The organism is Streptomyces sp. NPDC050743, from assembly GCF_044456925.1.
In the GTDB taxonomy this organism is placed as follows: domain Bacteria; phylum Actinomycetota; class Actinomycetes; order Streptomycetales; family Streptomycetaceae; genus Streptomyces.
This window is the reverse complement of record NZ_JBITGJ010000079.1, coordinates 12,927-37,862: the sequence shown is the minus strand read 5'-3', so window position 1 is coordinate 37,862 and position 24,936 is coordinate 12,927. Positions and strand designations below refer to the sequence as shown.

Sequence of the window (24,936 nt, the reverse complement as noted above, 5' to 3'; positions counted from 1 at the left end):
GCCGCCGGAAGGCGCGGTCGCAGGGCGGGTAAAACCGTCAAGCCTGCCGCAGCGATGTAGGCAGGAATCTCCTTCCCGAGGCTTGCCGAGGGGAGAGGAGAGCTTCAAGAGCGGTTCCCGTCCTACCGGCGCGTGATCGAGCTGTCCGGCGGCACCCGGGCCGCCGACCTCGCGGTCATCGGTGACGAGGAGACCGTCGCCGCCGAGGTGCGGCGCTACCGCGAGGCCGGAGCGACCGAGGTGGTGTTCACCGCGACCGACCTGGGCGGCGAGGCCGACCAGCGCCGTACCTGGAAACTGCTCGGCCGACTGGCGGACGGCTGAGCCGCCCCACATGCCGATTGCGGGGTCGGGCTATGCATGGGCATGCGGAATGATGCATACTCTTCCTATGTCCAAGGTCCTCACTTCCCTTCCGGTCGGCGAGCGCGTCGGTATCGCCTTCTCCGGCGGCCTCGACACCTCGGTCGCCGTCGCGTGGATGCGCGACAAGGGCGCCGTCCCGTGCACCTACACCGCCGACATCGGCCAGTACGACGAGCCCGACATCGCCTCGGTACCCGGCCGTGCGACGACCTACGGTGCCGAGATCGCGCGCCTGGTCGACTGCCGTGCGGCCCTGGTCGAGGAGGGGCTGGCCGCGCTCGCCTGCGGCGCGTTCCACATCCGCTCGGGCGGCCGTGCCTACTTCAACACCACGCCCCTCGGCCGCGCGGTCACCGGCACCCTGCTGGTCCGGGCGATGCTCGAGGACGACGTGCAGATCTGGGGCGACGGCTCCACCTTCAAGGGCAACGACATCGAGCGGTTCTACCGCTACGGCCTGCTCGCCAACCCGCACCTGCGGATCTACAAGCCCTGGCTGGACTCCGACTTCGTGACGGAGCTGGGCGGCCGCAAGGAGATGTCGGAGTGGCTGCTCGCACACGGGCTGCCGTACCGCGACAGCACGGAGAAGGCGTACTCGACCGACGCCAACATCTGGGGCGCCACACACGAGGCCAAGACCCTGGAGCACCTGGACACCGGCATCGAGACCGTCGAGCCGATCATGGGCGTCCGGTTCTGGGACCCCACGGTCGAGATCGCCCCCGAGGACGTGACGATCGGCTTCGACCAGGGCCGCCCGGTGACGATCAACGGCAAGGAGTTCGCCTCGCCGGTCGAACTGGTCATGGAGGCGAACGCCATCGGCGGCCGGCACGGCCTCGGCATGTCGGACCAGATCGAGAACCGGATCATCGAGGCCAAGAGCCGCGGCATCTACGAGGCCCCCGGCATGGCCCTGCTGCACGCTGCGTACGAGCGCCTGGTCAACGCGATCCACAACGAGGACACGCTCGCCCAGTACCACACCGAGGGCCGCAAGCTCGGCCGCCTCATGTACGAGGGCCGCTGGCTGGACCCGCAGGCGCTGATGATCCGCGAGTCGCTGCAGCGCTGGGTCGGCGCCGCGGTCACCGGCGAGGTGACCCTGCGGCTGCGGCGCGGTGAGGACTACTCGATCCTCGACACCACGGGTCCGGCGTTCAGCTACCACCCGGACAAGCTGTCCATGGAGCGCACCGACGACTCCGCGTTCGGTCCGTCGGACCGGATCGGCCAGCTCACCATGCGCAACCTCGACATCGCCGACTCCCGTGCCCGCCTGGAGCAGTACGCGGACCTCGGTATGGTCGGCACCGAGCACCCGGCCCTGATCGGCGCGGCCCAGGCCGCCTCCACCGGTCTGATCGGCGCCATGCCGCAGGGCGGCGCCGAGGCGATCGCATCCCGCGGCGAGGTCTCGGAGGAGGACGAGGCCCTGGACCGCGCAGCGATGGAGTCCGGCACGGACTGACCCCCCTCACCGGCCGCACACCCTTGGACAGCGGGCCCCGTCGCTTCACCTCCGGCGGGGCCCGCCGTCGTATGCCGTCGGTCCCGGCAGCGTCTCCCGAGCCTCTCGAGCCTCTCGTACCCTGTGTCCGTGCCGTCCGCGTCCCCCCGTCCGCAACGCGTCGCCGTCCTGGTTCTCGAAGGCGCCAAACCGCTCGATGTCGGGATCCCCGCGCAGGTGTTCACGACGCGGGCGAGCATGCCGTACGAGGTACGGGTGTGCGGGGCGGAGCCCGGGCTCGTCGCGGGCGGTGACGGGCTGTCGTATCACGTCGCCCACGGGCTCGACGCGCTCGCGTGGGCGGACATCGTCTTCATCCCCGGATACCGGTTTCCGGACCGCGAGGATCCGCCGCGGCCCGTCGTCGACGCGCTGCTCGCCGCCCACGCCCGGGGCACCCGGCTCGCCGCCATCTCGACGGGGGCCTTCGCGCTCGCGGCCACGGGACTGCTCGACGGCAAACGGGCGACGACGCACTGGCACTACTCGCGGGCCCTCGCCGCGAAGCATCCGCTGGTCCGGGTCGACGAGAACGTTCTCTTCGTCGACGAGGGCAGCGTGCTCACGTCGGCCGGCGCCGCCTCCGGAATCGATCTGTGCCTGCACATCCTGCGCAAGGACCTCGGGGTCGCCGTGTCCAACCACGCGGCGCGGCGCCTGGTCGCCGCCCCCTACCGCAGCGGAGGCCAGGCCCAGTACGTGCCGCGCAGCGTGCCCGAGCCGCTCGGCGAACGGTTCGCCGCGACCCGCGAGTGGGCGCTGCACCGCCTCGGCGAGCCCCTCACCCTCACGGTGCTCGCCCGGCACGCCGCGGTCTCGCCCCGCACGTTCTCCCGGCGCTTCGTCGAGGACACCGGCTACACGCCCATGCAGTGGGTGATGCGCGCCCGCATCGACCTGGCCCGGGAACTGCTCGAACGCTCCGAGCGCAGCATCGAGCAGATCGCCGCCGACGTCGGCCTCGGCACCGGCACGAATCTGCGCACCCACTTCCAGCAGATCCTCGGCACCACCCCGAGCGAATACCGGCGCACCTTCACCCAAGGCGAGTAGCCCCTGGGCGACCCTGGCGCGATTCTTGCGAACCATGGCGCTCAAGACATGGCCATGCCCGGCCGCGGCACGCGACGCTGGTGGGGAACCGAGGGGAACTGAAGGGACACCACTCGTGACTCGTATCGCCATCAACGGATTTGGCCGTATCGGACGGAACGTGCTGCGCGCTCTGCTGGAACGCGACAGCGCCCTCGAAGTCGTCGCCGTGAACGACCTCACCGAGCCCGCGACCCTCGCACGGCTGCTCGCCTACGACACCACGGCCGGCCGGCTCGGCCGCCCCGTGACCGTCGACGGGGACGCCCTCGTCGTCGACGGCCGCCGCATCACCGTCCTCGCAGAGCGCGAGCCGTCCCAGTTGCCGTGGGCCGACCTCGGGGTGGACATCGTCCTGGAGGCGACCGGCCGCTTCACCTCGGCCAAGGCCGCCCGGGCACACCTCGACGCCGGCGCGAGGAAGGTGCTCGTGAGCGCGCCGTCCGACGGAGCCGACGTCACGCTCGCCTACGGGGTCAACACCGACGCGTACGACCCGGAGGTGCACACGATCGTCTCCAACGCCTCCTGCACCACCAACGCGCTCGCACCGCTGGCCGCCGTGCTGGACGAACTCGCCGGCATCGAGCACGGCTTCATGACGACCGTGCACGCCTACACGCAGGAGCAGAACCTGCAGGACGGCCCGCACCGCGACGCCCGCCGTGCCCGTGCCGCCGCCGTCAACATCGTGCCGACCACGACGGGCGCGGCCAAGGCGATCGGCCTGGTCCTGCCGAACCTCGACGGCAAGCTGTCGGGCGACTCGATCCGCGTGCCCGTTCCGGTGGGCTCGATCGTCGAACTCAACACGACCGTCGCCCGTGACGTGACCCGCGACGACGTCCTGGCCGCGTACCGCGCCGCGGCACAGGGCCCGCTCGCCGGCATCCTGGAGTACTCGGACGACCCGCTCGTGTCCTCCGACATCACCGGCAATCCGGCCTCGTCGATCTTCGACTCGGCGCTGACCCGCGTCGACGGCCGGCACATCAAGGTGGTCGCCTGGTACGACAACGAGTGGGGCTTCTCCAACCGAGTGATCGACACGCTCGAACTCCTCGCCGGGCGCTGACCGAGGACCGGGAGCGGACCCGCCGTCCGCTCCCGGTGCCTTCCGCTCGCGAGAAAGGGCAGGTCAGCTGCTTGGAGTGGTGGCAGCACCCTGGAGCGTCGTAGGGAAAGCCCCCCATCGTGTCCGGTGACTGACCGGCTGTTCCGGCCGCACGGGCGCGCCCAGACTCGACGGCATGACGATCTCCACTCAAGCCGTGGCCCCCGCCGAGGCGTCCTCCGCGCGTGCCCGTACGTCCGACTCGGGCGCCGGCAGCGACTTCGCCCGGCTGTCCCGGCGTATCGCCGACGCGGGCCTGATGAAGCGGCGCCCCGGTTACTACACGGCACGGCTCACTCTGGTGACCGCGCTGCTGGCGGCGGGCTGGGGCGCCTTCCTCGTGCTCGGCGACACCTGGTGGCAGCTCGCGGTGGCCGCCTTCTTGGCCTTCGTGTTCGGTCAAGTCGCCCTGGTCGCCCATGACCTGGCACACCGCCAGGTCTTCCGGCGCGGCCGGCCCAGCGAGACGTGGGGCCGGCTCTTCGGCAATCTCGGCATCGGCATGAGCTACGGCTGGTGGATGAACAAGCACACCCGCCACCACGCCAACCCCAACCACGAGGAACTCGACCCGGATGTCGCCCCGGACATCCTGGTGTGGTCCACCGCCCAGGCCCGCGACAGCCGTGGCCTCGCCCGTCTCATCGGGGGACACCAGGCGTGGCTGTTCTTCCCCCTGCTGACGCTGGAGGGCTTCAACCTGCACGTCGCGGGCGTGCGGGCGCTGCGCTCGCCCGCCATGAAGCACCGGGTCCTGGAAGGCGGCCTGCTCCTGCTTCACCTCGCGGCCTATGTGTCCGCGCTGTTCCTGGTGCTCTCGCCCGGCAAGGCGGTCGCGTTCCTCTTCGTGCACCAGTGCCTCTTCGGTGTCTACCTGGGCTGCACCTTCGCACCGAACCACAAGGGCATGCCCACCCTCAGCGGCGACGAACGGCCCGACTTCCTGCGCCGCCAGGTCCTGACCTCCCGCAACGTGCGCGGCGGCCGGCTCACCGATGTGATGCTCGGCGGGCTCAACTACCAGATCGAGCACCACCTGTTCCCGAGCATGCCCACACCCCATCTGCGTCGGGCCCAGGTCATCGTGCGCGAGTACTGCGCGCAGATCGGCGTGCCGTACCACGAGACCGGCCTGATCCAGTCCTACCGCGAGGCCCTCACCCACATGCACCGGGTGGGGGAGCCGATCAGGCGACAGCGCAGGGCAAATTGACGACGGCGCTCCGACGGTTCTTCGCCCGCCTCAGCCCGCGAGCAGCATCGCGACCTCCACCGCGCCGAGCAGCACGAGGTAGGTCCAGGCGTAGGCGCGGTCCGGGATCCGGGGCGGGTGTCGCCGCAGCACCGCGATGACGGGCAGGGCGCCGACGAGCAGCGCCCCGGCGGCGCGCAGGTCGACGAGGCCGACCAGGCGCAGGTGTGTATCCGTGGCGTGGGCGCCCGTGTCGCCGTCCAGGGAGAGGGCGGTGGCGGGAAGGGCGATGGCGAGGGTCAGGGGATTGGCCAGTGCGGTCGCCACCCGCACCGGATGTCCGGCATGGCGCAGCGCCGGGACGGTCATCACGCTGCCGCCCACGCCGAGGAAGGCCGCCACCGCTCCGATCGGCGCGCCGAGTACCGTCGGCAGCGCACGGGCCACCTCGCGGGTCTCCTCGACCGCTCCCGCACGGCTCTCTGCGCCCCGTCCGGGCGGGCGCAGGAAGCCGGGGCGCAGGAGCAGATCGACGACGGTGAGAGCGACGTACCCGACGAAGCCCCAGTGGGCCTGACCGGGCGGGGCGTGGCGGGCGGCGAGCGCGCCGGCCGCCGCGCCGGCCGCCAGCAGGAGCAGCAGCGTGCCGCTGCCGCGCAGGGCGGCCAGGACACGCCCGGGCGTGACGGCCGTGGCGAAGGCCGCGTTCACCAGCATGACCAGGGCCGAGGTGGCCGTCGCCACCCGCATGGCGTCCACGCCGAGGGCCGCGTTCGCCCACACCACCACCGGGACCGCGACGAACCCGCCGCCGAACCCGAACAAGACGGTGGTCACCCCGGTGAGGAGTCCGATTCCGAAAAGTGCCAAGAAGTCCACGGGCCACCTCACCAGCCACGACGATCTTCTCGCATGCGATGTCCGGCACCATTCCTTCGAGACTCGGCCACCTACAGTGGCCGCGTGAAGAACGTCTCCCTGGACGAACTGGACCATGTGGACCGCGCCGTCCTGCCCATCGGCACCGACTACCCGCCCGGCCGGATCCTCGACTGGCACGAGCACCGGCGCGCCCAGTTCCTCTACGGCGCAACCGGCGTCATGGTCGTCGACACCCCCGAGGGCACCTGGACCGTTCCGCCGGAGCGAGCCGTGCTGATCCCGCCCACCACCCGGCACCGGGTCGGCATGCTGGAGGTGAGCACCCGCAGCCTGTACATCGAGCCGGATGCCGTGCCCTGGTGGCCCGGGACCTGCACGGTCGTGGACGTTCCGCCCCTGCTGCGCGAACTGCTCCTGGCCGCCGTCGAGTTCGAGGCCGACTACGGCCTCTCGGGCCGCGACGGCTGCGTCGCGGCGCTCCTCCTGCACGAGATCGCCGCGCTCACCCCGCTGCCGTTCCACGTCGCGATCCCGGCCGCTCCCGACCTCGCTGCCATCTGCCGCGCGTACCTGACCGCCCCGGACGCCGAAGTCACCAACGCCGAATGGGCCGCACGGACGGCCATGAGCGAACGGGCCTTCACCCGGCGGTTCCGCGCCGAGACCGGTGAGAGCCCGGCGGTCTGGCGCACCCGCGCGCGCCTGCTCGCCGCGGTGCCACTGCTGCGCACGGCATCGGTCACCGAGGTCTCCGGCCGCCTCGGCTATGCCTCACCCGCCGCACTGACCGCCGCCTTCACCCGCGGGTTCGGCATGCCCCCGTCCCGCTTCACGACCCACGGCAACGCCCGCGCCGACACGGGCCGTCAGCCCTGACTCCAGCGGCCGTGCTCAGCTTCACGGCGTGACCAGTCCCGCCTCGTACGCGGTGATCACGAGCTGCACCCGGTCCCTGGCATCGAGTTTGGTGAGCAGCCGGGAGACATGTGACTTGGCGGTGGCCACCGAGATGAAGAGGTCTTCCGCGATCTCGGTGTTGGACCGCCCGCGTCCGACCAGGGTCAGCACTTCCCGTTCCCGCTCGGTGATGCCGTCGAGCGGTCGGGCGGGGTGACGCGGAGCGGCCGGCCTGCGTTCGACGAAGTCCGCGATCAGACGGCGTGTCACACTCGGCGCGATCAGTGCGTCGCCGGCGGCGACCACGCGGATCGCGCCGAGGATGTCGTCCAGGGCCATGTCCTTGACGGCAAAGCCACTGGCCCCGGCCCGGAGCGCACCGTAGACATGGTCGTCCTCGTCGAACGTGGTGAGGATCAGCACGCGGGTCGACGCGCCGCCGGCCGTGATCCGGCGTGTGGCCTCGATGCCGTCCATGCCGGGCATCCGGATGTCCATGACCACCACGTCGGGGCCGGTCTCCTGGACGCGCTGGACGGCCTCCTCACCGGTGGCGGCCTCGCCGACGACGTCCAGATCGGGATGGTCGGCCATGAGGACCCGCAGGCCGGACCGCACCAGTTGCTGGTCGTCGGCGAGGACGATCCGGACGCTCATCGGGTCTCCACCGCGACTCCGGCGGGCTCGGGCAGCGGCAGCCGGGCCACCACCCGGAAGCCACCCCCAGGACGCGGGCCGGCGCTGAACCGGCCGTGCAGCAGGGCGACCCGCTCCCGCATGCCGACGATGCCGAAGCCGTGGCCCGTGCCGTCCCCGGGGACACCTCGCCCGTCGTCGGTGACCTCCACGGACAGCTCCTCGTCCCCGTAGTCGAGGGCGACCATGCAGCGCCCGGTGCCCGCGTGACGGACCACGTTGGTCAGCGCCTCCTGCACGATACGGTAGGCCGACAGATCGACGTCGGCCGGCAGCGGCCGCCGCTCCCCGCTGACGCGCACCTCGACCCGCACCCCGGCCTCGGCCGTCGCCGCCGCGAGTCCCTCGACGTCCGCCAGACCCGGCGAGGGAGCAAGTCGCGCTCGTCCTGCCGTGGTTGCGTCCGGCTCGGCCTGACGCAGGGCCACCAGGGTGCGGCGTAGGCCGGACAGGGTCTGTCTGCTGGTGTTCTCGATGGCCTGCAGGGCGTCGCGGGCCGCATCGGGTTGTGTGTGGATGACCCGGCTGCCCACCCCCGCCTGGATTGCGATGATGCCGACGGAGTGGGCGATCACATCGTGCAACTCCCGTGCGATGCGCAGCCGTTCGGCGGTGACCGCCTCGGCCACCGCCTGCGTGCGCAACGTCACCGCGTGCTCGCGGCGCTCGCGGCTCAGCAGCCCGAGCATGCATGCCGCGGCCATCGCCAGAAGGCCGATCACACCGTCGACGGTCAGGAAGTCCGGGCCGTGCGCGAAGAGGCCGATGGTCATCGACTGCACGCCGAAGACCAGAGATACGGCGAAGACGGAGACCCGGCGCCTGCAGGTGGCGACGATGTACCCCAGGACGAGGTCCGCCGCCAGGTACGACAGGAACTGGCCCTGGTAGAACAGGGTCAGGCTCGCCCGGGTGGTGCGAGGAGGGACGACCACCACGGCGGTGGCGGCGAAAAGCGCCAGCACCAGGGCCGTCAGCGGCCTGCGACGCATCACCCCGACGAGCAGCGTGACCGCCGGCAGCGACCCGACGGCGATGAGGGGGCCCGAGTCCAGCGGTGCGCCCGACACCAGGACCAGCAGCAGGAGGACGTACACAAAGCCCCCCGCCCAGGCCGCGAGCGTCGCTCTCGGCGCAGCCGTTCGGCCGTTGCGGCGATTGCGTCGCGCCGCGAAGGACGCGAGGGCGGCCGGGTGGTCGGTGGTGGTCATGACGCGAGACTAACCAGCCGACCCCGGCCGCGGCATCGGCCCGGGGACGTACACCCGTGGGCCAGTCCGCCGCGCGCGTTTGCCGCCCACGGCCTCATGCCCGCACGGGCGCCGCCCGGCACCGTTGTCTTCGTGATCGAAGTCGACGAACTCACCAAGCGCTACGGCGAGAAGACGGCCGTCGAGCGCCTCACCTTCACCGTGCGGCCGGGACAGGTCACCGGTTTCCTCGGCCCCAACGGAGCCGGCAAGACCACCACGCTGAGGATGATCCTCGGCCTCGACAGGCCCACCGGCGGCTCCGCCACGGTCGGCACGGTCGACTTCCGCAGCCATCCGCGTGGCCTGCGGCACGTCGGCGCACTCCTGGACGCCGGCCAGGTGCACGGCGGACGCAGCGCGGCGGCCCACCTGTCCGCACTGGCCCGCAGCAACGGCATCCCGCGGCGTCGTGTCGATGAGGTGCTGCAGGAGGTCGGTCTGGCCGAGGTCGCCAGGCGGCGCATCGGCGGTTTCTCGCTCGGCATGAAGCAACGGCTCGGTATCGCCGCCGCCTTGCTCGGCGACCCGCCGGTGCTGATGTTCGACGAGCCGATCAACGGCATGGACCCGGAAGGCGTTCTCTGGGTACGGCGCCTGTTCCGCCGGCTGGCCGCCGAGGGGCGCACGGTCTTCCTGTCCAGTCATCTGATGTCGGAGATGGAGAACACCGCCGACCACCTCGTCGTCATCGGCCGGGGCCGGCTCATCGCCGCCGAGTCGGTGGCGGACTTCGCGGCCCGCGGCACGCGCCGCAGCGTGGTGGTGGCGAGCGCGGAGGCCGCGGAGTTGGCGGCGGTACTGTCCGCCGCCGGCGCGTCGGTCGAGCCGCAGGGTCCGCGCGGCGCCGGGAGACTCGCCGTGACCGGGTTGCCGGCGGACCGGATCGGAGCGCTCGCCCTGGAGCACCGGATCCCGCTGTGCGAGCTGACCACGCGCACCGCCTCACTGGAGGAGGCGTTCATGGAACTCACCGCCGACAGCGTCGAATACCTGGCAGGACACACCCGATGACCACACTCACCAGCCCCTCGCGCGTCCGCTTCGGTGACCTGGTCGCCGCCGAGTGGATCAAAACGCGCTCCCTGCGCTCCACTTGGTGGACGATCGCACTCGCCGGCCTGTTCGTGATGGGTTCCGCCGCCGTGGCGGCACTCGCGGACTACCGCAATCTGGCGGCGGCCGGCACGACCGTGCGCCGCCCCGCAGGCTTCCTGCCCTTCGACGCCTATCCGCAGCCCGGCTACATGACGCTGATGCTCGTCGCCGGGTGCGTCGGCGCCATCACGGTCGTGAGCGAGTACAGCAGCGGCCTGATCCGCGCCACCACCGTGGCCGTCCCCGCCCGCGGCTCGGTGGTACTGGCCAAGGCGGCCGTCACCGCCGCACTGTGGACCGCCGTCGGTACGGTCGTCTCCACCGGTTCCTTCCTCGTCTCCCAGGCCGTCCTGAACGAACGGCACGCGGGGGTCTCGATCACACACCCAGGAGTGCCGCGGGCGCTCGTGGCCTCCGCGCTGCTGGCCCCCGTCTGCGCACTGGCCGGGCTCGGCCTCGGCGTACTCATCCGGCACAGCGCGGCGACCATGGCCACCTGCGCCTTCACGCTGCTGATGCTGCCCACCGTCTTCTCACAGAGCAGGCGGTGGTCCGCCGACGCCAACCACACCATGGTCGTCGCCGCCTGGCAGCGCCTGGTCCAGAACTGGGGACCACAGCCCCACTCCCGCATGTTCACCGCCACGGTCCCCGGTTCCTGGACGGTGTACGCGCTGTGGCCCCTGATCGCGGTCGTCGTCGCCGTGCTCGTCGTCAGGAAACGGGACGTCTGACCTGTCCCCGCGGGGCCATCTGCCCCCGGGCCCGACAGGCGGTGCGCGGCAGACGACGCCCGGGAATGCCCGCGACCCCTGCGTGGTTTCCACCAGCGTGTCAGAACCTGCTCGCCCGGCCGGCGGGCGGCGGCACGACAGCATCGGGAATGCCGGAGCGTCCCGCACTGTTCAAGCCATTACTGGCATGCTCGGGTCAATCCCGAGGTGTGGGTGAAGGGAGATTCCATGGCACGCAGCACCGTGCGTCCCGTCGTCAGGCTGAAGTCGACCGCGGGCACCGGCGTCACCTATGTGACGCGCAAGAACCGTCTGAGCGACCCCGACCGGCTCGTTCTGCGCAAGTACGACCCCGTCGCCGGCCGGCACGTCACCTTCCGCGAGGAACGCTGACGCACACCGCCGCCCGCCCGGACCGACGGCCACAAGGAGGCACACCCATGAGGCCAGGCATCCACCCCCAATCCCGGCTCGTCGTCTTCCGCGACCGGGCCGCCGACACCCTCTTCCTGACCCGCTCGACCGCCACCGCGTCGAAGACCGTCGTCTGGGAAGACGGCACCACCTACCCGCTGATCGACGTGGAGACCTCGTCGGCCAGCCACCCCTTCTACACCGGCACCGCGCGCGTCGTCGACACCGCCGGCCGCATCGAACGCTTCCAGCGCCGCTACGGCCGTCCTGCCTCGACCCGCGGCTGACCGCCGTGTGCTGCACGAGGAGAACCCAGTCATGAAGGTACGCAAGTCCCTGCGCTCACTGAAGTCCAAGCCCGGCGCCCAGCTGGTGCGCCGCCGCGGGGTGGTCTTCGTGGTGAACAAGAAGAACCCGCGCTTCAAGGCGCGCCAGGGCTGACCGGCCGCGCGGAGAAGAGCGGGCGAGACACGGCCCGGTCCTGCCCCGCGCAGGGCCGGGCCCGGCCGGTCCGGCTCGCCATGTCTCCGACGGCCGCTCTGTTCCCCTTGCCTCTCGTCCGCGACCGGCCACCGTGACACCCCCGCGCACCGGCCGGCCTCGCCCGGGCGGCCTCGGCCGTGACCGCGCCCGATTCTCGATGATCTCTTACCCCCGTCTTCACGGCCGCGGACGGTCCGCTGCATACGGTTGCCGTCATGGGCGGCTGTCGGGGGTGACGGCCTTCGATCAGGTCCCTGGGGGAGCGGATGACGGCTGGTCGCCGTGTGGTGCTGGCCGCCATGGCGGGTGGACTGCTCGCCGGTTGCGCGGGCCCGAAGAACGGCGGCGGCGCCTCCGCGGCCGTCGCCTCGGGTACGCCGGCCACAGGTGCGGGCGCGGCCACACCTCCCACCCCCGGTGCCGGCCCCTCGGCCACGGCATCCACCCCGCGGCCTCCCGTCACCCGCGCGGAGATCGTGGCCCGCTACGGGCGCACCATGCCGCGCACCTGGGGCTTCGACGCCTCGGGGGTCATGCACTCCCTGCCGCACACGGCGCACGACATCGCGCTGACCTTCGACGCATGCGGCGGCCCCGGAGGCAGCGGCTACGACCGGGCGCTCATCGGCTTTCTGCGCGCACGGCACATCCCGGCGACGCTGTTCGTCAATTCCCGCTGGATCGACGCCAACCCGGCCGAGTTCCACCGCCTGGCCGGCGACCCGCTGTTCGAGATCGCCAACCACGGCACCCGGCACCGCCCGCTGTCCGTCACCGGCCGCTCCGCGTACGGCATTCCCGGTACCCGTGGCGCCGGCGAGGTGTACGACGAGATCGCCGGCAACCGGGCCAAGCTGACCCGCCTGCTGGGCGCTCCGCCGCGCTTCTTCCGGTCCGGCACCGCGTACTGCGACGATGTCGCGGCCCGCATCGTCACCGATCTCGGGGAGCGCTTCGTCAGCTTCTCCGTCAACGGTGACGGCGGCGCCACCTTCACCGCCGAGCAGGTGCACGCCACCGTCGCCTCGGCTCGGGCCGGTTCCATCGTCCTGTGCCACATGAACCATCCCGAGGGTGGCACCGCGCGCGGCATCGCAAGCGCCGTCCCGCACCTGCTGGCCACCGGCCACCGCTTCGTCCGCCTCTCGGACGCCCTCCACAGGACTTGATGCGCCACGGAGCGGGCCGGTGTGGGCGTACCGGACGTCACCGGCCATCGCGCACGGTGACCGCACGCGGTGACCGCACGCGTGACACCGCACCCCACGGCGGCCACGCGCACCCCGCTGCCGCTCACGGCCTTCGCCGCCCGTGTCCCACCACTCGTCACGGCGGCCACGTCGGATCACAATGTGTCCCACAGACGGACCGGCCACCAGGAGGCGTCATGAGCACATCAGCCGAGCCGAGGGTGTCCGGCCTGGAGGTCAGGTCCATCGACTACGTCCCGCTGGACGAGCGGCACGGCAAGCTCTGGCATCTGGGCCCGCTGTGGTTCATGTCCAACGCCCAGATCGCGACCCTGGCCGTGGGCCTCATCAGCATCACCGAGGGCGGCAACCTGATATGGTCCCTGCTGGCCATCGTCGCCGGCACCGTCATCGGCACCTTCTTCATGGCCTTCCACTCGGCACAGGGACCCCAGCTGGGCCTGCCGCAGATGATCCAGTCGCGCCCCCAGTTCGGTTACGTCGGCGCCCTCCTGGTGTGGCTCTTCGCGTATGTGCAGTACGCGGGCTTCAACGTCTTCAACAGCATCCTCGCCGCCGACTCCCTGCACACCACCCTGCACGGGAGCGTCAAACTGTGGGTGGTCGTGGTCACCGTGGTCGCCCTCGTCATCGCGCTGGTGGGCTACGACATCATCCACAAGGCCGAGCGGCTCCTGACGTACACCTTCCTGGTCGTCTTCGGGATCTTCACCGTCGGCGTCCTCGTCACCCTGCACTATCCGGCCGGCTCCTTCGACCTCGGAGCCTTCAAGTGGACGCCGTTCCTCGCGCAGTTCGGCGTGGTCGCCGGCTACCAGATCAGCTGGGCCATCTACGTCTCCGACTACTCGCGCTACCTCCCGCCGGACGTGACGGTCCGCAAGACCTTCTACTGGACGTACTTCGGCTCCGCGCTCGGCGGCATCTGGCTGATGGTGCTCGGCACGCTGCTCGCCGCCTGGGCCGGCAAGGACTTCGAGACGATCAAGTCGATCAACGCGGCCGGAGACAAGGTGTTCGACGGCTTCGGCGCAATCGTGCTGCTCTTCGCCGCCCTGGGCCTGGTGTCCGTCACCGCGCTGAACATGTACGGCGGTTCGCTGACCCTCATCAGCGGCATCGACTCGTTCAAGCGGGTACGGCCGACCCTGGGTGTACGGCTGCTGACCATCGGGCTGACCGCAGCGCTCTCCCTGGTCGGCGCACTGGCCGCCACCTCCAACTTCCTTGAGAACTTCAACAACTTCCTGCTGCTGGTGCTCTACCTGTTCATCCCGTGGACCGCGGTGAACCTCATGGACTACTACGTCGTGCGCCGCGGCCACTACGCCATCGCGGAGATCTTCAACCCGCACGGCATCTACGGCCGGTGGGGCTGGCACGGCATCATCTCCTACCTGGTCGGCTTCGCCGCCATGATCCCGTTCTTCTCCGTCGGCACCCTGTACGTGGGGCCCGCCGCCAAGGCGCTCGGCGGAGCCGACATCTCCCTGTTCATCGGGCTTCCGGTCGCCGCGCTGCTGTACTGGTGGCTGACCCGCTCGATCGACGTGGCCGCCGAGACCCGCATCGCCCTGGCCGAGGTGGAGGCGTTGGAGCAGGCGGCCCACGAGCACCGCGAGCCCTGAACCGCGCCGGGGCTCTACGACCCCGGGGTGCGCTGGGCGACCGCGCGCCCGAGGGCGTCCCGGCAGGCGAGGATCGCGGGGTGCCGACTGCTGCCGCGCCGCACGACGGTGGAGATGCGGCGGCTGCGCCGGCCACGGGGGAGTTGCCGCAGGGGCACGGTCGGCGGCCGTCCGTCCCAGACGGGGGCCGGCAGGAAAGCGGCGGCGTGTCCCTGCTCGACGAGACGGAGATGGAGCAGGAGGTCGGTGGTCTCGAACCGTACATCGGGTTCGAAGCCGGCGTTGCGGCACAGGGTCATGGCCCAGTGCCGGGCGGTCGTGCCCTCGGGCTCCATCACCCAGGGGTGGCTCTCGAGGGAGCGCAGCACCGCGGTGGCCGGTGCAGCGGACGCGCTGCGGACCGTCGCCGGGATCGCGACGGGGCTGCTGGTCTGGGGCGCGCTGACCGTGGCCGGACTCGCGGCCGCCTTCGCCGCGGCACCGGTGGCCTACCTGGTCGTCAGGCTCCTGGGCGCCGGCTACCTGGTGCTGCTCGGCGTACAGGCCCTCCGGCGCAGCCACGACGCCCCCTCGGCGGTGCCCGGCACCGGCGCCCCGCACGGAGCCGGGAGCCCGTGGCGGACGGGACTGATCAGCAACGTCCTCAACCCGAAGATCGCCGTGTGCTACACCGGGCTGCTCCCGACCCTGGCCCCGCCGCACCTGCCCGCCGCCTGGGCCATGACCCTCCTCGTCCTGCTGCACGTCATGCTCACCGCCGCCTGGCTGGGCGGCTACACGCCGCTGCTGGCCAAGGCCGGGCCGCTCCTGCAAAAGCCACGGGTCCGAGGCGCGCTCGGCCGCACGACTGGCGTCGTACTCATCGGCTTCGGCCTGGTCGTCGCGACCACGGCCGGGTGACTTCTTCGGCATGGGGAGAGGCAGGCGACCCGCACGGGACGAGCCGCTCGCCTGAGGCCGGAGCGTCTCACCGGAGTCCCGGCTCCGGCCGCCGCACACCCGGCGGGACAATCCTCGTCATGAACGACGACATGGCTGACGCCCGGAGCCGACTGGCCAGGATCGAGCGGCTGCTGGAGAGCGGCGAACGCGAACTGGTCCCCGCCTGGCGCCGGGCGACCCGTGGTGAGCCGCGCTGGACGGTGACGGCCGTGATCCTGGCCGCCGTCGCCCTGCAGGTGATCCTGCCGCACCGGCTCATCCTCCTGCGCACGGTCTGGGCTCTGCCCGCGCTGGAGTTGGTGCTGCTGGCCGGACTGATCGCGGGCAATCCCCGGCGCGTGGAGCCCCGTACCCGTCTGCTGCGGTACCTGGGCCTGACCCTGACCGGCGTCATCAGCCTGGCCAACGGCTGGTCGGCGGTCCGGCTCGTGAGGGACCTGGTGAGCGGCAAGGGCGGAGACAGCGCGGCCCCGCTCCTGCTGACCGGTGGCGTCATCTGGGTGACGAACGTCATCGTGTTCGGCCTGTGGTACTGGGAGTGGGACCGGGGCGGCCCCATGGCCCGGGTCCGGGGACAGCACCAGTTCCCCGACTTCCTCTTCGTACAGATGCAGAGCCCTGAGCTGGCCCCGCCGGACTGGGAACCGGCGTTCCTGGACTACCTGTACCTGTCCTTCACCAACGCCACCGCCTTCAGCCCGACCGACGTCATGCCGCTCTCCCGCTGGTCGAAGACGCTGATGATGCTGCAGTCCTCGGTGTCCCTGGTGACGGTGGTCCTCGTGGTCGCCCGGGCGGTCAACATCCTGAAATAGTCCGAGCACAGCCGTCGACTGTCCCTGGTGCTGTCCTGCTCAGTCTCCGTCGTCACCCCCGCTGTTCAGGCCCCTGCGCTGCTTCCGGCTCGCGCTGCGCACCAGTTCGCCCGCGAGGAGCGTCGCCTTCGCGACTCCACGAGCCCAGCGGGGTCCGCCGAGCTCGGCCCACACCACACAGGCGCAACCGCCCATCACCAGTGTCAGGACACCGACGAGCAAGACAATGATCATGTTTCCCCCTTGTGTTCCTTCCTACCTATGGTCACCTTGATCATCGCAGCCAACCCGGCGCCTTCGGCCTCCAGGTCGTCCGGATGGGCGGCGACGCGCCCGAGCCACGTCGGCGCTCGCGCACAGCTTCCGGCGATGCCTCGGCGAGGGGTGCCACGGCGCCCAAGTCGCCGTGGTGCACGACCGGTTCTCGGTGGCATCGGCACCGCGGAGTTCGCCCCGAACCGCGACGAGGACCTCGCCTACACGCTCCGGCTGCTGCAGGCGGAAGCGTCGGCCGAACTGCACCAGTGGCCCGGCACCTTGCACGGTTCGCAGGCGCTGCTCTCCGCGGGCGTGTCCCAGCGGCGGGTCGTCGAAATGGGCGCCGCACTGCGCCGCGGGTTCCGGTGACAGCAGGTCGCTCCGCCGCACACGAACTCCCTGCCGGGTAGCCTGAATTGAGGCCACAGCGGGCGGGGGAGTGATGCGGGTGCGGTTCGGGGCGTGGGTCGTGGAGGGGGAGCTGGGGCGTGGCGGGATGGGCGTGGTGTACGCGGCCGTTCACCGGGAGAGCGGAGAGCGCCGGGCCCTCAAGGTCGTCCACGCACCCGCCGGCGCCGAGGAGGAGGTGGCCCGCTTCTCCCGCGAGGTGCGGGTCTGCATGGCACTGAGCCACCCGCACGTGGTGCGCGTGGTGGGCGTGGAGCGCGTCGGCCCCGAGGACGGCGCCCCGCCGGCGGGGACGGAGCCGTGCTGTCTGGTGCTGGAGTTGTGCGACGGCGGCAGTCTCGCCGACCGGGTGGGCCGTGACGGCCCGCTTCCGGTGCACCAGGCCCTGGAGCTCTTCGACGGTGTCCTGGCCGGGCTCGGCCATGTCCACCAGGAGCACGGCGTCGTCCATCGCGACATCAAGCCCCACAACATCCTCCTCAGCCATGGCTCCGACGGCGGACTCACGGCCAGGCTCGCCGACTTCGGCCTGGCCAAGGCCTACGACAGCGCCGGACTCAGCGGGCTGACCCGCACCGGCGTGGTCATGGGCACGCCCGCCTTCATGCCGAGAGCCCAGCTGATCAACTACAAGTACGCGACCCCCGAGGTCGACGTATGGTCCACCGCGGCCTCCCTCTACTACGTCCTCACCGGCACGACGCCGCGAGATCTCCCGCCGGGCTGGGATCCCTGGCTGGCCGTCGCCGGCAGTCCCGTCGTGCCGGTCGGCAAGCGGCGTGCCGGTCTGCCGCCGGGCCTGCGCGAAGTCCTCGACCACGCGCTCAGCGACGAACCCGACGGCGGCTTCCGGACCGCCGGGGCACTGCGCGCCGCGCTCGACGGGAGCTGAGATGGAAGCAGGCAGCACGTTCCTGGGCGAGTTCACGGTCGAACGGCCGCTGGGCAGCGGAGGGTTCGCCGGTGTCGTACTGGTCCGCTCGCGCCGCACCGGGGAGCCGTACGCGGTCAAACGGCTGCACAGTACCGATCCGGCGCATCAGGCACGGCTGCTCGCCGAGGTGCAGCGCTGGATCGACCTGCCGGAGCACCCGTACATCACGCCCTGCCGGTTCGCCCGCAGCCTCGGTGACGAGGTCGTGGTCTTCAGCGAGTACGCTCCGGGCGGCTCACTGGCCGACCGGCTCCGATCCGGGGCGCTGTACGAGGGCGGTGAGCGAGCTGCGCTGCGGCGTGTCCTGACCGCGGCGGCCCAGTCCGCCTGGGGGCTGGCGGCCGCCCACGAGGCCGGCCTGCTGCACCTGGACGTCAAGCCCGCCAACCTGTTGGTCGGCGGCGACGGCAGGGTACGGCTGACCGACTTCGGGCTGGCCGCGACCCCGGCCTGGGGGCAGGACAAGCGCGGGCAACTCGAAGCGGTGATCCAGTACATCACCGCCGTACCCGGCACCGACGAACAGCAGCGCGAGCTGATGCGCGGCATCCTGCGCCAGGAGCTGCACCCGCCCCGGCCCGGCTCCGAGGCCTCCCTGCAGGTCTCCGGCGCCGCCGCCGGAACGCCCGCGTACGCGTCGCCCGAGCAGGCCGAGGGACGGCGGGTCGGCGTCGGCACGGACGTGTGGAGCTGGGCGGTCACCGTCCTGGAGCTGTTGGTGGGCGAGCGCATCTGGCCGGCGGGAACCGTGGCCGGCCTCGTCCTGCAGGCCGCGCGGACCCGGCCGCTGACACCCACCTCGCTGCCTGTGCCGACCGCCCTGGCCGACCTGCTGGAGCGCTGCTTCCACAGGGAACCCGGCGAACGCCCCCACCCGCTCGGTGAGCTCGCCGAGACGGTCCTGCGGATCGCGCAACAGGAGACCGGCGAGCCCCTCGCGGCGCCCCCGCCGGTCCGGGCCGCGGCCGAGTCGGGCGGGCGGGAGCCGCTGTACGAACGGCGTGTCCCCGGCGGCGGCCCGTGGCACGACCCGCGCGGGCTGCTGCACTACGCCTACCGCACGGCGGGCCTGGACGAGCGCGACGCCATGGACTTCTGGCCCCTCGACGCCGGTGGCCCACGAGCCCAACTGCTCGGCGATCTACGGGCGTTGCGGGAGACCCGGCGGGTGCTCGACAGTCTGCCCCCACACCAGCGGGACACTCCGGACACGGCGTTCGCGCGCGGCCGGTGCGTGGCGGAGACCGGCCGGGTCCTCGAAGCGCTAGGCGACGTCGGCGGCGCCCTCGCGCAATACCGCACGGCCGCCGACCTCGCCGCCCGTCTCGCGGACGATCAGGGCGGGCTGCTGTCCTCCGTCCTCGGCTCACTGTGCCGCCTCCAGCGCCGCACCGGCGACCTGGCCGCCGCACTGGACACCGCAGAGCGCGCCGTCGCCCTCGCCCGGAGGCGGCCGGGTGAACCGGGGCGGGGGAGCATCCTGGCCCACGCCCTGCTGCTGGAGGCCAACATCCTGAGCGACAGAGCCGACGAGGAGGCCGGGCCGCGTCGGGCCACGCTGCTGGCCCGGGCCGTGCAGCTGTACGAGGCCTCCGCCGAGGAGTTCCAGCGGTCCGACGACCCGCTGGACGTCGTGCCCAGCCTGATGAACCTCGCCGCCGCCGAGCACACGCGCCGCAACGAGCGGCGTGCCACCGAACTCTGGCGCAAGGCCGACGCCGTGCTGAACGGGTACCTGGACCGCGCCCCGGGCGACCGGCGCGCCCGCGAGATGCGCGCCGCCCTGTCCGTCCAGCGGGCGCAGGCGGGAGCGCCGGGGCACGCGGCCGACGCCGTAGGGGTGCTCACCCCGATGGTGCGCGACGAAGGTGTGCACCAACTGGCCGGGCGCCTGGGCGAGGCGCTGATCCTGCGCGGCCGGGACGAGGAACTCGCCGGCCGGGTGCACGCCGCGCGCGACAGCTACGCCGAGGCGGTGCGCCACCTGGAGCGGGCCGTGCTGCTGGCCGGCGACGCGGCCGACGCCGACCACCTCGCCAGGGCCCATGACGACCTGGCCAACCTCATCGGCATCCTTGAGGACCCGGCGCGCGGCCTGGAGCACGCGCGCACCTCGCTCGATCTGTGGCGCCGGCTCGTCGCACTGGACGGTGTCGCGGCCTGGGGCCCCAGGTTCCTGCACGCCCTGTCCAAGCTCGCCCAGACCGCGCTCGACGCCGACGCACCCGAGGAGGCCGAACGCTGTCTGACCGAGGCGCTGGCGATCCTGGCCGCGCCCGAGTACGCGGAGTCCGCGCCGGTGCCCGACCCGGAAGCGGCGGCCGTGCACCGCGGCCGCGCCGTGTGGCTGCGCCGCACCGGCCGGCCCCAGGAAGCGCTGGAGGCATGCGGCCGGGCCCTCGACGCCCTGGGCGCACCCGGCGACACGGCGGGCCGGACGCACGACGTCGCCGACCCGGCCCTGCGGCCGGCGACGGCCGGCATGTACGTGCTGACCCTGGAGACCCTCTCCGGGGCGTACGGCGACCTCGGCGCCTACGAGCGGGCCCTGAGCGCGCAGGAGACGGCGCACGCCGCCCTCGCCCGGTCGCCCGGGGTTCACCCACCGTCGGCGGAGCTCGCGCAGAGCGCTCAGCGTGTGGGCAACGCACGGCTGCTGTACGGCACCACGGCCGAGGCGGCCGAGGCCGCGCGCGACGCCCTCGACCAGTACTCCGCGCTGATCGCCCGGGGCCGGGACGACCTCGCCATGGAAGCCTCACGCGTGACCGCTGTGCTCGCCACCGCACTGGTCTGCCTCGGCGACATCGAAGGCGCCGAACGCGCCCTGGAGCAGGCGGTGTCCCGGCACGCCGCGCTGGCAGCCGACGATCCCGCTCTCGGCCGCGCCGTCCGCTTCGCGAGCCGGTGGCTGCCCGACTCGCCGAAGCCCGCCCACCGCAGGGGCGGCGACCTGCACGCCTTCATGTTCGAGGCGCTCAGCGAGCAGTGGCAGGAGCTGCGCGCACTGCTCGCCGTCACGCCCTCCCGCGTGCCCGCTCAACTCGCCGCATTCGAGAAGGACATGCAGTCGGCCGTCGGCATCGGGTCCCGAGGGGCGACACGCGACGCCTCCGTGCTGCTGGAGCAACTCGTCGGCAAGCTCGCCTGGCTCACCGCCAGGCACCCCGGAGCGAGCGCCGAGCACGTGTACGGGGAGGCCGCCCTGCGGCTCGGCACGTACGCCATGATGTGCCGTCGCGACGCTGTTGCCGTGAGCGCCTTCGCCCGGGGTGTGGCGGCCTACCGCACCCTCGTCGTCGAGCACCGGCGCAGCGACCTGGTGGAGCGGTACCTGCGGACGCTGTCCGCACCGATCATGCTGCACGGCTCACGCGGCGACACGGAGTCGTTGCGTGCCGCACTGCGGACCCTGGAGGACGAGGCACTGCGCCACGACCACCGCAACGCCCGGCGCTGGATGGAAAGGGCTCACGCCGACCTCGCCCGCCTCGGTGGGGCGGGCGGCGCCTAGGAACCGGTGGCCCGCAGCCACAGCGGGGCGCCCACGAGGATGCGCCGGGCGCCGTCCAGTTCGGGCTCGTGCCGGAAGTCCCAGCGGCCCGGGGTGAGCGTGACGTCGTGGTAGACGACGGCCGCGTACTGACAGGAGTCGATGCCCGCGATGGTGTATGCGCGGGTCTCCGGGCGCGGGCGATGGTCGGTCGGGTCGCCGCGCATGCCTTGATACAGCGCCGCTCTCAGCGCCTCGACCGCCACGGACTCGGCGTCGTACAACCGGGGGATGCGCGCTCCCCGGCTGGCGACGAACTCGTCGATCGCGGGAGCGGCCGACGACGTCCATCCCGTCGCCTGCTCGGCCGGCGCGGTGTAGCCGGTCAGATTGCCCAGGCTGCCGAACAGACAAAGGTCGACCCGGCAGCCGCGCCCGCTGACCTGCCGGACGTGCACCAGGCAGGTCTCCTGGCGCATGCCGTCCTCCGTGACGGACCGCCACCGCTGGAACTCGGTGACATCGGCCCGGCCCTGCCCCTGGACGAAGGGGAGCGGGCCGGGAGCGTCGAGGTCGGACACCAGCTGACCGCCCAGCTTCTTCGAGATCTTCTTCATGATCTCGAAGCGGGTCACCCTGCTCCGTTCGTGACCGCTGAGTTCGACTCCCGCGCCCCCGGCACCCACCTTGACGACCGACTTGAGACGGGGGTCGAGACGAATGCCGTTGGAGTCGATCACCTCCTCGACGAGGCGATCCGACCAGTACACGAATCTGCCCGCAGCCGTTCTGGGCATCTGTCGACCTCCGCGAAGCTCCGGCCTGCCACGCGGGGAGGCCGTCGGTAACAGGAAGACGACCGGAACAGCCGCCGAAGTTCCCGCCGGTGAAACCCGGTTGCCGGCCTCCTGCTCCGAAGATCGGCTCACCCATGTCACAGACCGGCGGGCTGTCTCGTCTCAGATCCCGGAGAACGACTTGGGATCAGGAAGGTGATGGTCATGCGGGTGTTCGTGGCGGGCGGAACCGGCGTGCTCGGGCGGCGGCTGATACCGCGACTCGTAGCCCGGGGCCACCAGGTGACGGCCACGACGACGAGCGCGACCAAGCTCGGACAGGCCGAGAGACTGGGCGCGAGAGCCGTCGTCATGGACGGACTGGACGCGGTGTCCGTCGGCGAGGCGGTGGCGGCCGCCCGGCCGGACGTGATCGTCCACCAGATGACCGGGATCAGCCTCGCGCACGCCGGCAAACCCGATCTGAAGCACTTCGACCGGTGGTCCCTGCCCACCATCAGGCTGCGCACCGAGGGAACCGACCACCTCCTGGCGGCGGCCGAGGCGACCGGCGTACCGCACGTCGTCGCGCAGGGCTACGCCAACTGGAACGGCATCCGCGAGGGCGGATGGGTGAAGACCGAGGAGGACCCGCTGGACCTGCATGAGGGGACGCCCGCCTACGCGGCGATGGCAGCGCTGCGGCACGTGGAGGACTCGGTCGGCAAGGCCGGCGGCGCGATTCTGCGCTACGGCGGGTTCTACGGGCCGGGCGCCACCGACGACCAGCTCGAACTCGTCCGCAAGCGGCAGTTCCCACTGGTCGGGGACGGCACCGGGTACGCCTCGTGGGTGCATCTCGACGACGCGGCAAGCGCCACCGTCCTCGCCGTGGAGCAGCAGGCGAGGGGCGTCTTCAACATCGTCGACGACGAACCCGCCCCGGAGAGCGAATGGCTGCCGTATCTGGCGGCCTGCGCGGGTGCCAAGCCTCCCATGCGGGTGCCGAAGTGGCTGGCCCGGCTGCTGGCCGGGGAGGTCGTGGTGACGATGATGACCGAGGGCCGGGGCTTCTCCAACGCCAAGGCCAAGCGTGAACTCGGCTGGCAGCTGCGCTATCCCTCGTGGCGCCAGGGCTTCAAGGAGGGGCTGGCGTGAGCCGGGTCGAGGAGTTCGAGGAACTGCGGCCCCTGCTGTTCTCGATCGCCTACCGCATCCTGGGCAGTGTGGCCGAGGCCGAGGACGCGGTCCAGGAGACCTGGCTGCGCTACGACCTCTCCACCACACGGCCGACCTCGACCAGGGCGTATCTCTCGGCCACGGTCACCCGCATCTCGATCGACGTGCTGCGCTCGGCCCGGGTACGGCGCGAGGAGTACGTCGGACCGTGGTTCCCCGAGCCGCTGCTCACCGACCCCTACCAGGACCCCCAGCACGCGGCGGAACTGGCCGACTCGCTGTCCATGGCCTCCCTGCTCCTGCTGGAGCGGCTCAGCCCGCTCGAACGGGCCGTCTTCGTACTGCGGGAGGTGTTCGCCTTCGGCTTCCCCGACATCGCCGCCGCCGTGGGACGCTCCGAGGCGGCCTGCCGACAGCTCGCCGTACGGGCGCGCCGCCACATGGACGCCGGCAGGCCCCGCTTCGAGGCCGACCGGAAGGAACGCGAGGAGCTCGCGGAACGGTTCTTCGACGCCTTGAAGAACGGTGACGTCGACGGGCTGCGGCAACTCCTCGCCGCCGACGTGCAGATGGCCGCGGACAGCGGTGGCAAGGCCCCGCGGTGGGCCGAGGCGATCCACGGCGTCGACCAGATGTGCCAGATGCTCGACCAGCTCCTCCTGCCGTTCCTCCGTATCGGCGGCGCCATGGAGCCACGCCAGGTCAACGGCCAGCCGGGCGCGGTCTTCCGCGACCGCGACGGCAAGGTCGTCAACACCTGGACCCTCGACATCCTCGACGGGCGGATCCAGGCGATCCGCACGGTCAGCAATCCCGACAAGCTCGGCCACATGGGTCCCGTCGCGGACGCCTGGGCCCTGCTGCGCGAGGCAGAGCAGGCCCGCCGGGACATGGCCGGCCCGCAACCGGCAGACCCGGCCACCACTGGAAAGTCCGTACCGGAACGCGTACGGGAAGCAGAACAGGAGAATCGGACGTGATCAGGATCGGCGTCATCATCGGCAGCACCCGCCCCGGCCGCAAGGGCGACCGGGTGGCCGAGTGGGTACGGGACCTCGCCGTCGAACACGCGGGCGAGGCGGCGGACTTCGAACTCGTCGACGTGAAGGAGTACGCGCTGCCGCTGCTCGACGAAGCGGTCCCGGCGCTCGTGGCGCCGGGCGAACGACCGCACACCAGGCGCTGGGCCGAGCGGGTCGGCTCGTACGACGCCTTCATCGTCGTCACCCCCGAATACAACACCGCCCCTCCGGCTTCCCTGACCAACGCCATCGACTACCTCCACGAGGAGTGGGGCGGCAAGCCGGTCGCCTACGTGGGCTACGGCGTCTTCGGCGCCGTCATGGCGGTGCAGAAGCTGCGCGCCCAGGCGGGTGTGCTGCGCATGGCGGACATCGGACCGCAGGTGGCGCTGTCGCTGCGCGAGGACTTCGTGAACTTCACCGACTTCCGTCCGCAGGAGCTGCACGTGCCCGAGGTGCACGGCCTGGTCGACGAACTGCTGGCCTGGGCGCAGGCGCTCGCCCCGCTCCGTGCGGCGTCCCCGGCGGCGGCCTGAACG

General features: G+C 71.8%; 26 protein-coding genes and 1 pseudogene. 21 read left to right on the top strand and 6 right to left on the bottom strand.

Annotated features, from left to right (window positions below):
* Window positions 1–108 precede the first annotated feature (108 nt).
* The 5 genes and pseudogenes from ACIBJF_RS41090 to ACIBJF_RS41070 all read left to right on the top strand — a co-directional run.
* Window positions 109–324 (top strand): annotated as a pseudogene (locus ACIBJF_RS41090) (LLM class F420-dependent oxidoreductase); the annotation flags it as partial.
* Between the two features lie 67 nt (window positions 325–391).
* Entirely contained in the window at window positions 392–1,840 is a 1,449-nt protein-coding gene (gene argG / locus ACIBJF_RS41085; RefSeq protein WP_399181857.1) for an argininosuccinate synthase, read from the top strand.
* A 129-nt stretch (window positions 1,841–1,969) separates the two neighbouring features.
* Entirely contained in the window at window positions 1,970–2,932 is a 963-nt protein-coding gene (locus ACIBJF_RS41080; RefSeq protein WP_399181855.1) for a GlxA family transcriptional regulator, read from the top strand.
* A 115-nt stretch (window positions 2,933–3,047) separates the two neighbouring features.
* Window positions 3,048–4,046, top strand: coding sequence for a type I glyceraldehyde-3-phosphate dehydrogenase (gene gap, locus ACIBJF_RS41075; protein WP_399181852.1), 999 nt, complete (start codon window positions 3,048–3,050; stop codon window positions 4,044–4,046).
* 175 nt (window positions 4,047–4,221) lie between these two features.
* Window positions 4,222–5,298, top strand: coding sequence for a fatty acid desaturase family protein (locus ACIBJF_RS41070; protein ID WP_399181850.1), 1,077 nt, complete (start codon window positions 4,222–4,224; stop codon window positions 5,296–5,298).
* Window positions 5,299–5,328: 30 nt separating this feature from the next.
* Here the strand turns inward: ACIBJF_RS41070 and ACIBJF_RS41065 are convergent, their stop codons facing one another.
* Entirely contained in the window at window positions 5,329–6,156 is an 828-nt protein-coding gene (locus tag ACIBJF_RS41065) for a sulfite exporter TauE/SafE family protein (protein WP_399181848.1), read from the bottom strand.
* A gap of 84 nt (window positions 6,157–6,240) precedes the next feature.
* On the opposite strand from ACIBJF_RS41065, the gene ACIBJF_RS41060 reads away from it, so the two are divergent.
* Window positions 6,241–7,035 carry an AraC family transcriptional regulator gene (locus tag ACIBJF_RS41060; protein ID WP_399181846.1) on the top strand — a complete coding sequence of 265 codons (795 nt, stop codon included), beginning with the start codon at window positions 6,241–6,243 and terminating at the stop codon, window positions 7,033–7,035.
* 21 nt (window positions 7,036–7,056) lie between these two features.
* Here ACIBJF_RS41060 and ACIBJF_RS41055 read toward each other — a convergent pair whose 3' ends face one another.
* On the bottom strand, window positions 7,057–7,713 hold the full coding sequence (locus ACIBJF_RS41055) for a response regulator (protein ID WP_399181844.1): 657 nt from the start codon (window positions 7,711–7,713) through the stop codon (window positions 7,057–7,059).
* Window positions 7,710–8,963 carry a sensor histidine kinase gene (locus ACIBJF_RS41050; RefSeq protein ID WP_399181842.1) on the bottom strand — a complete coding sequence of 418 codons (1,254 nt, stop codon included), beginning with the start codon at window positions 8,961–8,963 and terminating at the stop codon, window positions 7,710–7,712. The genes ACIBJF_RS41055 and ACIBJF_RS41050 overlap by 4 nt, the downstream gene beginning before the upstream one ends.
* A gap of 132 nt (window positions 8,964–9,095) precedes the next feature.
* Between ACIBJF_RS41050 and ACIBJF_RS41045 the strand changes: the two genes are divergently transcribed.
* The 7 genes from ACIBJF_RS41045 (at window position 9,096) to ACIBJF_RS41015 (ending at window position 14,570) form a co-directional block, all read left to right on the top strand.
* Window positions 9,096–10,016, top strand: coding sequence for an ABC transporter ATP-binding protein (locus tag ACIBJF_RS41045; RefSeq protein WP_399181840.1), 921 nt, complete (start codon window positions 9,096–9,098; stop codon window positions 10,014–10,016).
* Window positions 10,013–10,834 (top strand): ABC transporter permease, encoded by an 822-nt coding sequence (locus ACIBJF_RS41040; RefSeq protein WP_399181838.1) that lies wholly within the window; start codon window positions 10,013–10,015, stop codon window positions 10,832–10,834. The genes ACIBJF_RS41045 and ACIBJF_RS41040 overlap by 4 nt, the downstream gene beginning before the upstream one ends.
* 228 nt (window positions 10,835–11,062) lie before the next feature.
* Window positions 11,063–11,227, top strand: a complete 165-nt coding sequence (gene rpmG, locus ACIBJF_RS41035; RefSeq protein WP_153537563.1) for a 50S ribosomal protein L33 — start codon at window positions 11,063–11,065, stop codon at window positions 11,225–11,227.
* A 47-nt stretch (window positions 11,228–11,274) separates the two neighbouring features.
* Complete coding sequence (locus ACIBJF_RS41030; RefSeq protein ID WP_399181836.1) at window positions 11,275–11,535, top strand: type B 50S ribosomal protein L31; 261 nt, start codon at window positions 11,275–11,277, stop codon at window positions 11,533–11,535.
* 31 nt (window positions 11,536–11,566) lie between these two features.
* Window positions 11,567–11,689 carry a type B 50S ribosomal protein L36 gene (ykgO, locus tag ACIBJF_RS41025; RefSeq protein ID WP_153537567.1) on the top strand — a complete coding sequence of 41 codons (123 nt, stop codon included), beginning with the start codon at window positions 11,567–11,569 and terminating at the stop codon, window positions 11,687–11,689.
* A 308-nt stretch (window positions 11,690–11,997) separates the two neighbouring features.
* Window positions 11,998–12,900, top strand: coding sequence for a polysaccharide deacetylase family protein (locus ACIBJF_RS41020; RefSeq protein WP_399181835.1), 903 nt, complete (start codon window positions 11,998–12,000; stop codon window positions 12,898–12,900).
* Between the two features lie 218 nt (window positions 12,901–13,118).
* Window positions 13,119–14,570 carry a purine-cytosine permease family protein gene (locus tag ACIBJF_RS41015; RefSeq protein WP_399181834.1) on the top strand — a complete coding sequence of 484 codons (1,452 nt, stop codon included), beginning with the start codon at window positions 13,119–13,121 and terminating at the stop codon, window positions 14,568–14,570.
* A 14-nt stretch (window positions 14,571–14,584) separates the two neighbouring features.
* On the opposite strand, the gene ACIBJF_RS41010 is transcribed toward ACIBJF_RS41015, so the two are convergent.
* Window positions 14,585–14,938: a LysR substrate-binding domain-containing protein gene (locus tag ACIBJF_RS41010; RefSeq protein WP_399181832.1), complete on the bottom strand. Its 354-nt coding sequence runs from the start codon at window positions 14,936–14,938 to the stop codon at window positions 14,585–14,587.
* Between the two features lie 4 nt (window positions 14,939–14,942).
* Here ACIBJF_RS41010 and ACIBJF_RS41005 point away from each other — a divergent pair, with 4 nt between their 5' ends.
* Window positions 14,943–15,470 carry a LysE family translocator gene (locus tag ACIBJF_RS41005; protein WP_399181830.1) on the top strand — a complete coding sequence of 176 codons (528 nt, stop codon included), beginning with the start codon at window positions 14,943–14,945 and terminating at the stop codon, window positions 15,468–15,470.
* A gap of 119 nt (window positions 15,471–15,589) precedes the next feature.
* Window positions 15,590–16,327: a hypothetical protein gene (locus tag ACIBJF_RS41000; protein WP_399181829.1), complete on the top strand. Its 738-nt coding sequence runs from the start codon at window positions 15,590–15,592 to the stop codon at window positions 16,325–16,327.
* 39 nt (window positions 16,328–16,366) lie between these two features.
* Here ACIBJF_RS41000 and ACIBJF_RS40995 read toward each other — a convergent pair whose 3' ends face one another.
* Window positions 16,367–16,561, bottom strand: coding sequence for a hypothetical protein (locus ACIBJF_RS40995; protein ID WP_399181827.1), 195 nt, complete (start codon window positions 16,559–16,561; stop codon window positions 16,367–16,369).
* A 135-nt stretch (window positions 16,562–16,696) separates the two neighbouring features.
* Between ACIBJF_RS40995 and ACIBJF_RS40990 the strand changes: the two genes are divergently transcribed.
* From ACIBJF_RS40990 to ACIBJF_RS40980, 3 genes are all read left to right on the top strand, one after another.
* On the top strand, window positions 16,697–16,954 hold the full coding sequence (locus ACIBJF_RS40990; protein ID WP_399181825.1) for a hypothetical protein: 258 nt from the start codon (window positions 16,697–16,699) through the stop codon (window positions 16,952–16,954).
* 79 nt (window positions 16,955–17,033) lie between these two features.
* Window positions 17,034–17,885, top strand: coding sequence for a serine/threonine-protein kinase (locus ACIBJF_RS40985; protein WP_399181823.1), 852 nt, complete (start codon window positions 17,034–17,036; stop codon window positions 17,883–17,885).
* 1 nt (window position 17,886) lies between these two features.
* Window positions 17,887–21,441 carry a protein kinase gene (locus ACIBJF_RS40980; RefSeq protein WP_399181821.1) on the top strand — a complete coding sequence of 1,185 codons (3,555 nt, stop codon included), beginning with the start codon at window positions 17,887–17,889 and terminating at the stop codon, window positions 21,439–21,441.
* On the opposite strand, the gene ACIBJF_RS40975 is transcribed toward ACIBJF_RS40980, so the two are convergent.
* Entirely contained in the window at window positions 21,438–22,217 is a 780-nt protein-coding gene (locus ACIBJF_RS40975) for a hypothetical protein (protein WP_399181818.1), read from the bottom strand. The two genes, ACIBJF_RS40980 and ACIBJF_RS40975, sit on opposite strands and share 4 nt — an antisense overlap.
* Window positions 22,218–22,415: 198 nt before the next feature.
* On the opposite strand from ACIBJF_RS40975, the gene ACIBJF_RS40970 reads away from it, so the two are divergent.
* The 3 genes from ACIBJF_RS40970 to ACIBJF_RS40960 are packed head-to-tail and all read left to right on the top strand — an operon-like array spanning window position 22,416 to window position 24,933.
* Window positions 22,416–23,354 (top strand): NAD-dependent epimerase/dehydratase family protein, encoded by a 939-nt coding sequence (locus ACIBJF_RS40970; protein ID WP_399181815.1) that lies wholly within the window; start codon window positions 22,416–22,418, stop codon window positions 23,352–23,354.
* Window positions 23,351–24,355, top strand: a complete 1,005-nt coding sequence (locus ACIBJF_RS40965; protein WP_399181813.1) for an RNA polymerase sigma-70 factor — start codon at window positions 23,351–23,353, stop codon at window positions 24,353–24,355. Before ACIBJF_RS40970 ends, ACIBJF_RS40965 begins: the two co-directional genes overlap by 4 nt.
* Window positions 24,352–24,933, top strand: a complete 582-nt coding sequence (locus ACIBJF_RS40960; RefSeq protein ID WP_399181811.1) for an NADPH-dependent FMN reductase — start codon at window positions 24,352–24,354, stop codon at window positions 24,931–24,933. The genes ACIBJF_RS40965 and ACIBJF_RS40960 overlap by 4 nt, the downstream gene beginning before the upstream one ends.
* Window positions 24,934–24,936: the final 3 nt, after the last annotated feature.

Excerpts from the sequence above, each read along its gene's own strand:
- ACIBJF_RS40995 (WP_399181827.1), bottom strand. The coding sequence starts at position 16,561 with ATGATCATTGTCTTGCTCGTCGGTGTCCTGACACTGGTGATGGGCGGT.
- ACIBJF_RS41000 (WP_399181829.1), top strand. The coding sequence starts at position 15,590 with ATGAACGACGACATGGCTGACGCCCGGAGCCGACTGGCCAGGATCGAG.
- ACIBJF_RS40990 (WP_399181825.1), top strand. The coding sequence starts at position 16,697 with ATGCCTCGGCGAGGGGTGCCACGGCGCCCAAGTCGCCGTGGTGCACGA.
- ACIBJF_RS41030 (WP_399181836.1), top strand. The coding sequence starts at position 11,275 with ATGAGGCCAGGCATCCACCCCCAATCCCGGCTCGTCGTCTTCCGCGAC.
- ACIBJF_RS41050 (WP_399181842.1), bottom strand. The coding sequence starts at position 8,963 with ATGACCACCACCGACCACCCGGCCGCCCTCGCGTCCTTCGCGGCGCGA.
- argG (WP_399181857.1), top strand. The coding sequence starts at position 392 with ATGTCCAAGGTCCTCACTTCCCTTCCGGTCGGCGAGCGCGTCGGTATC.
- ACIBJF_RS41055 (WP_399181844.1), bottom strand. The coding sequence starts at position 7,713 with ATGAGCGTCCGGATCGTCCTCGCCGACGACCAGCAACTGGTGCGGTCC.
- ACIBJF_RS40975 (WP_399181818.1), bottom strand. The coding sequence starts at position 22,217 with ATGCCCAGAACGGCTGCGGGCAGATTCGTGTACTGGTCGGATCGCCTC.
- ykgO (WP_153537567.1), top strand. The coding sequence starts at position 11,567 with ATGAAGGTACGCAAGTCCCTGCGCTCACTGAAGTCCAAGCCCGGCGCC.
- rpmG (WP_153537563.1), top strand. The coding sequence starts at position 11,063 with ATGGCACGCAGCACCGTGCGTCCCGTCGTCAGGCTGAAGTCGACCGCG.
- ACIBJF_RS40970 (WP_399181815.1), top strand. The coding sequence starts at position 22,416 with ATGGTCATGCGGGTGTTCGTGGCGGGCGGAACCGGCGTGCTCGGGCGG.
- ACIBJF_RS41020 (WP_399181835.1), top strand. The coding sequence starts at position 11,998 with ATGACGGCTGGTCGCCGTGTGGTGCTGGCCGCCATGGCGGGTGGACTG.
- ACIBJF_RS41015 (WP_399181834.1), top strand. The coding sequence starts at position 13,119 with ATGAGCACATCAGCCGAGCCGAGGGTGTCCGGCCTGGAGGTCAGGTCC.
- ACIBJF_RS40980 (WP_399181821.1), top strand. The coding sequence starts at position 17,887 with ATGGAAGCAGGCAGCACGTTCCTGGGCGAGTTCACGGTCGAACGGCCG.
- ACIBJF_RS41040 (WP_399181838.1), top strand. The coding sequence starts at position 10,013 with ATGACCACACTCACCAGCCCCTCGCGCGTCCGCTTCGGTGACCTGGTC.
- ACIBJF_RS41070 (WP_399181850.1), top strand. The coding sequence starts at position 4,222 with ATGACGATCTCCACTCAAGCCGTGGCCCCCGCCGAGGCGTCCTCCGCG.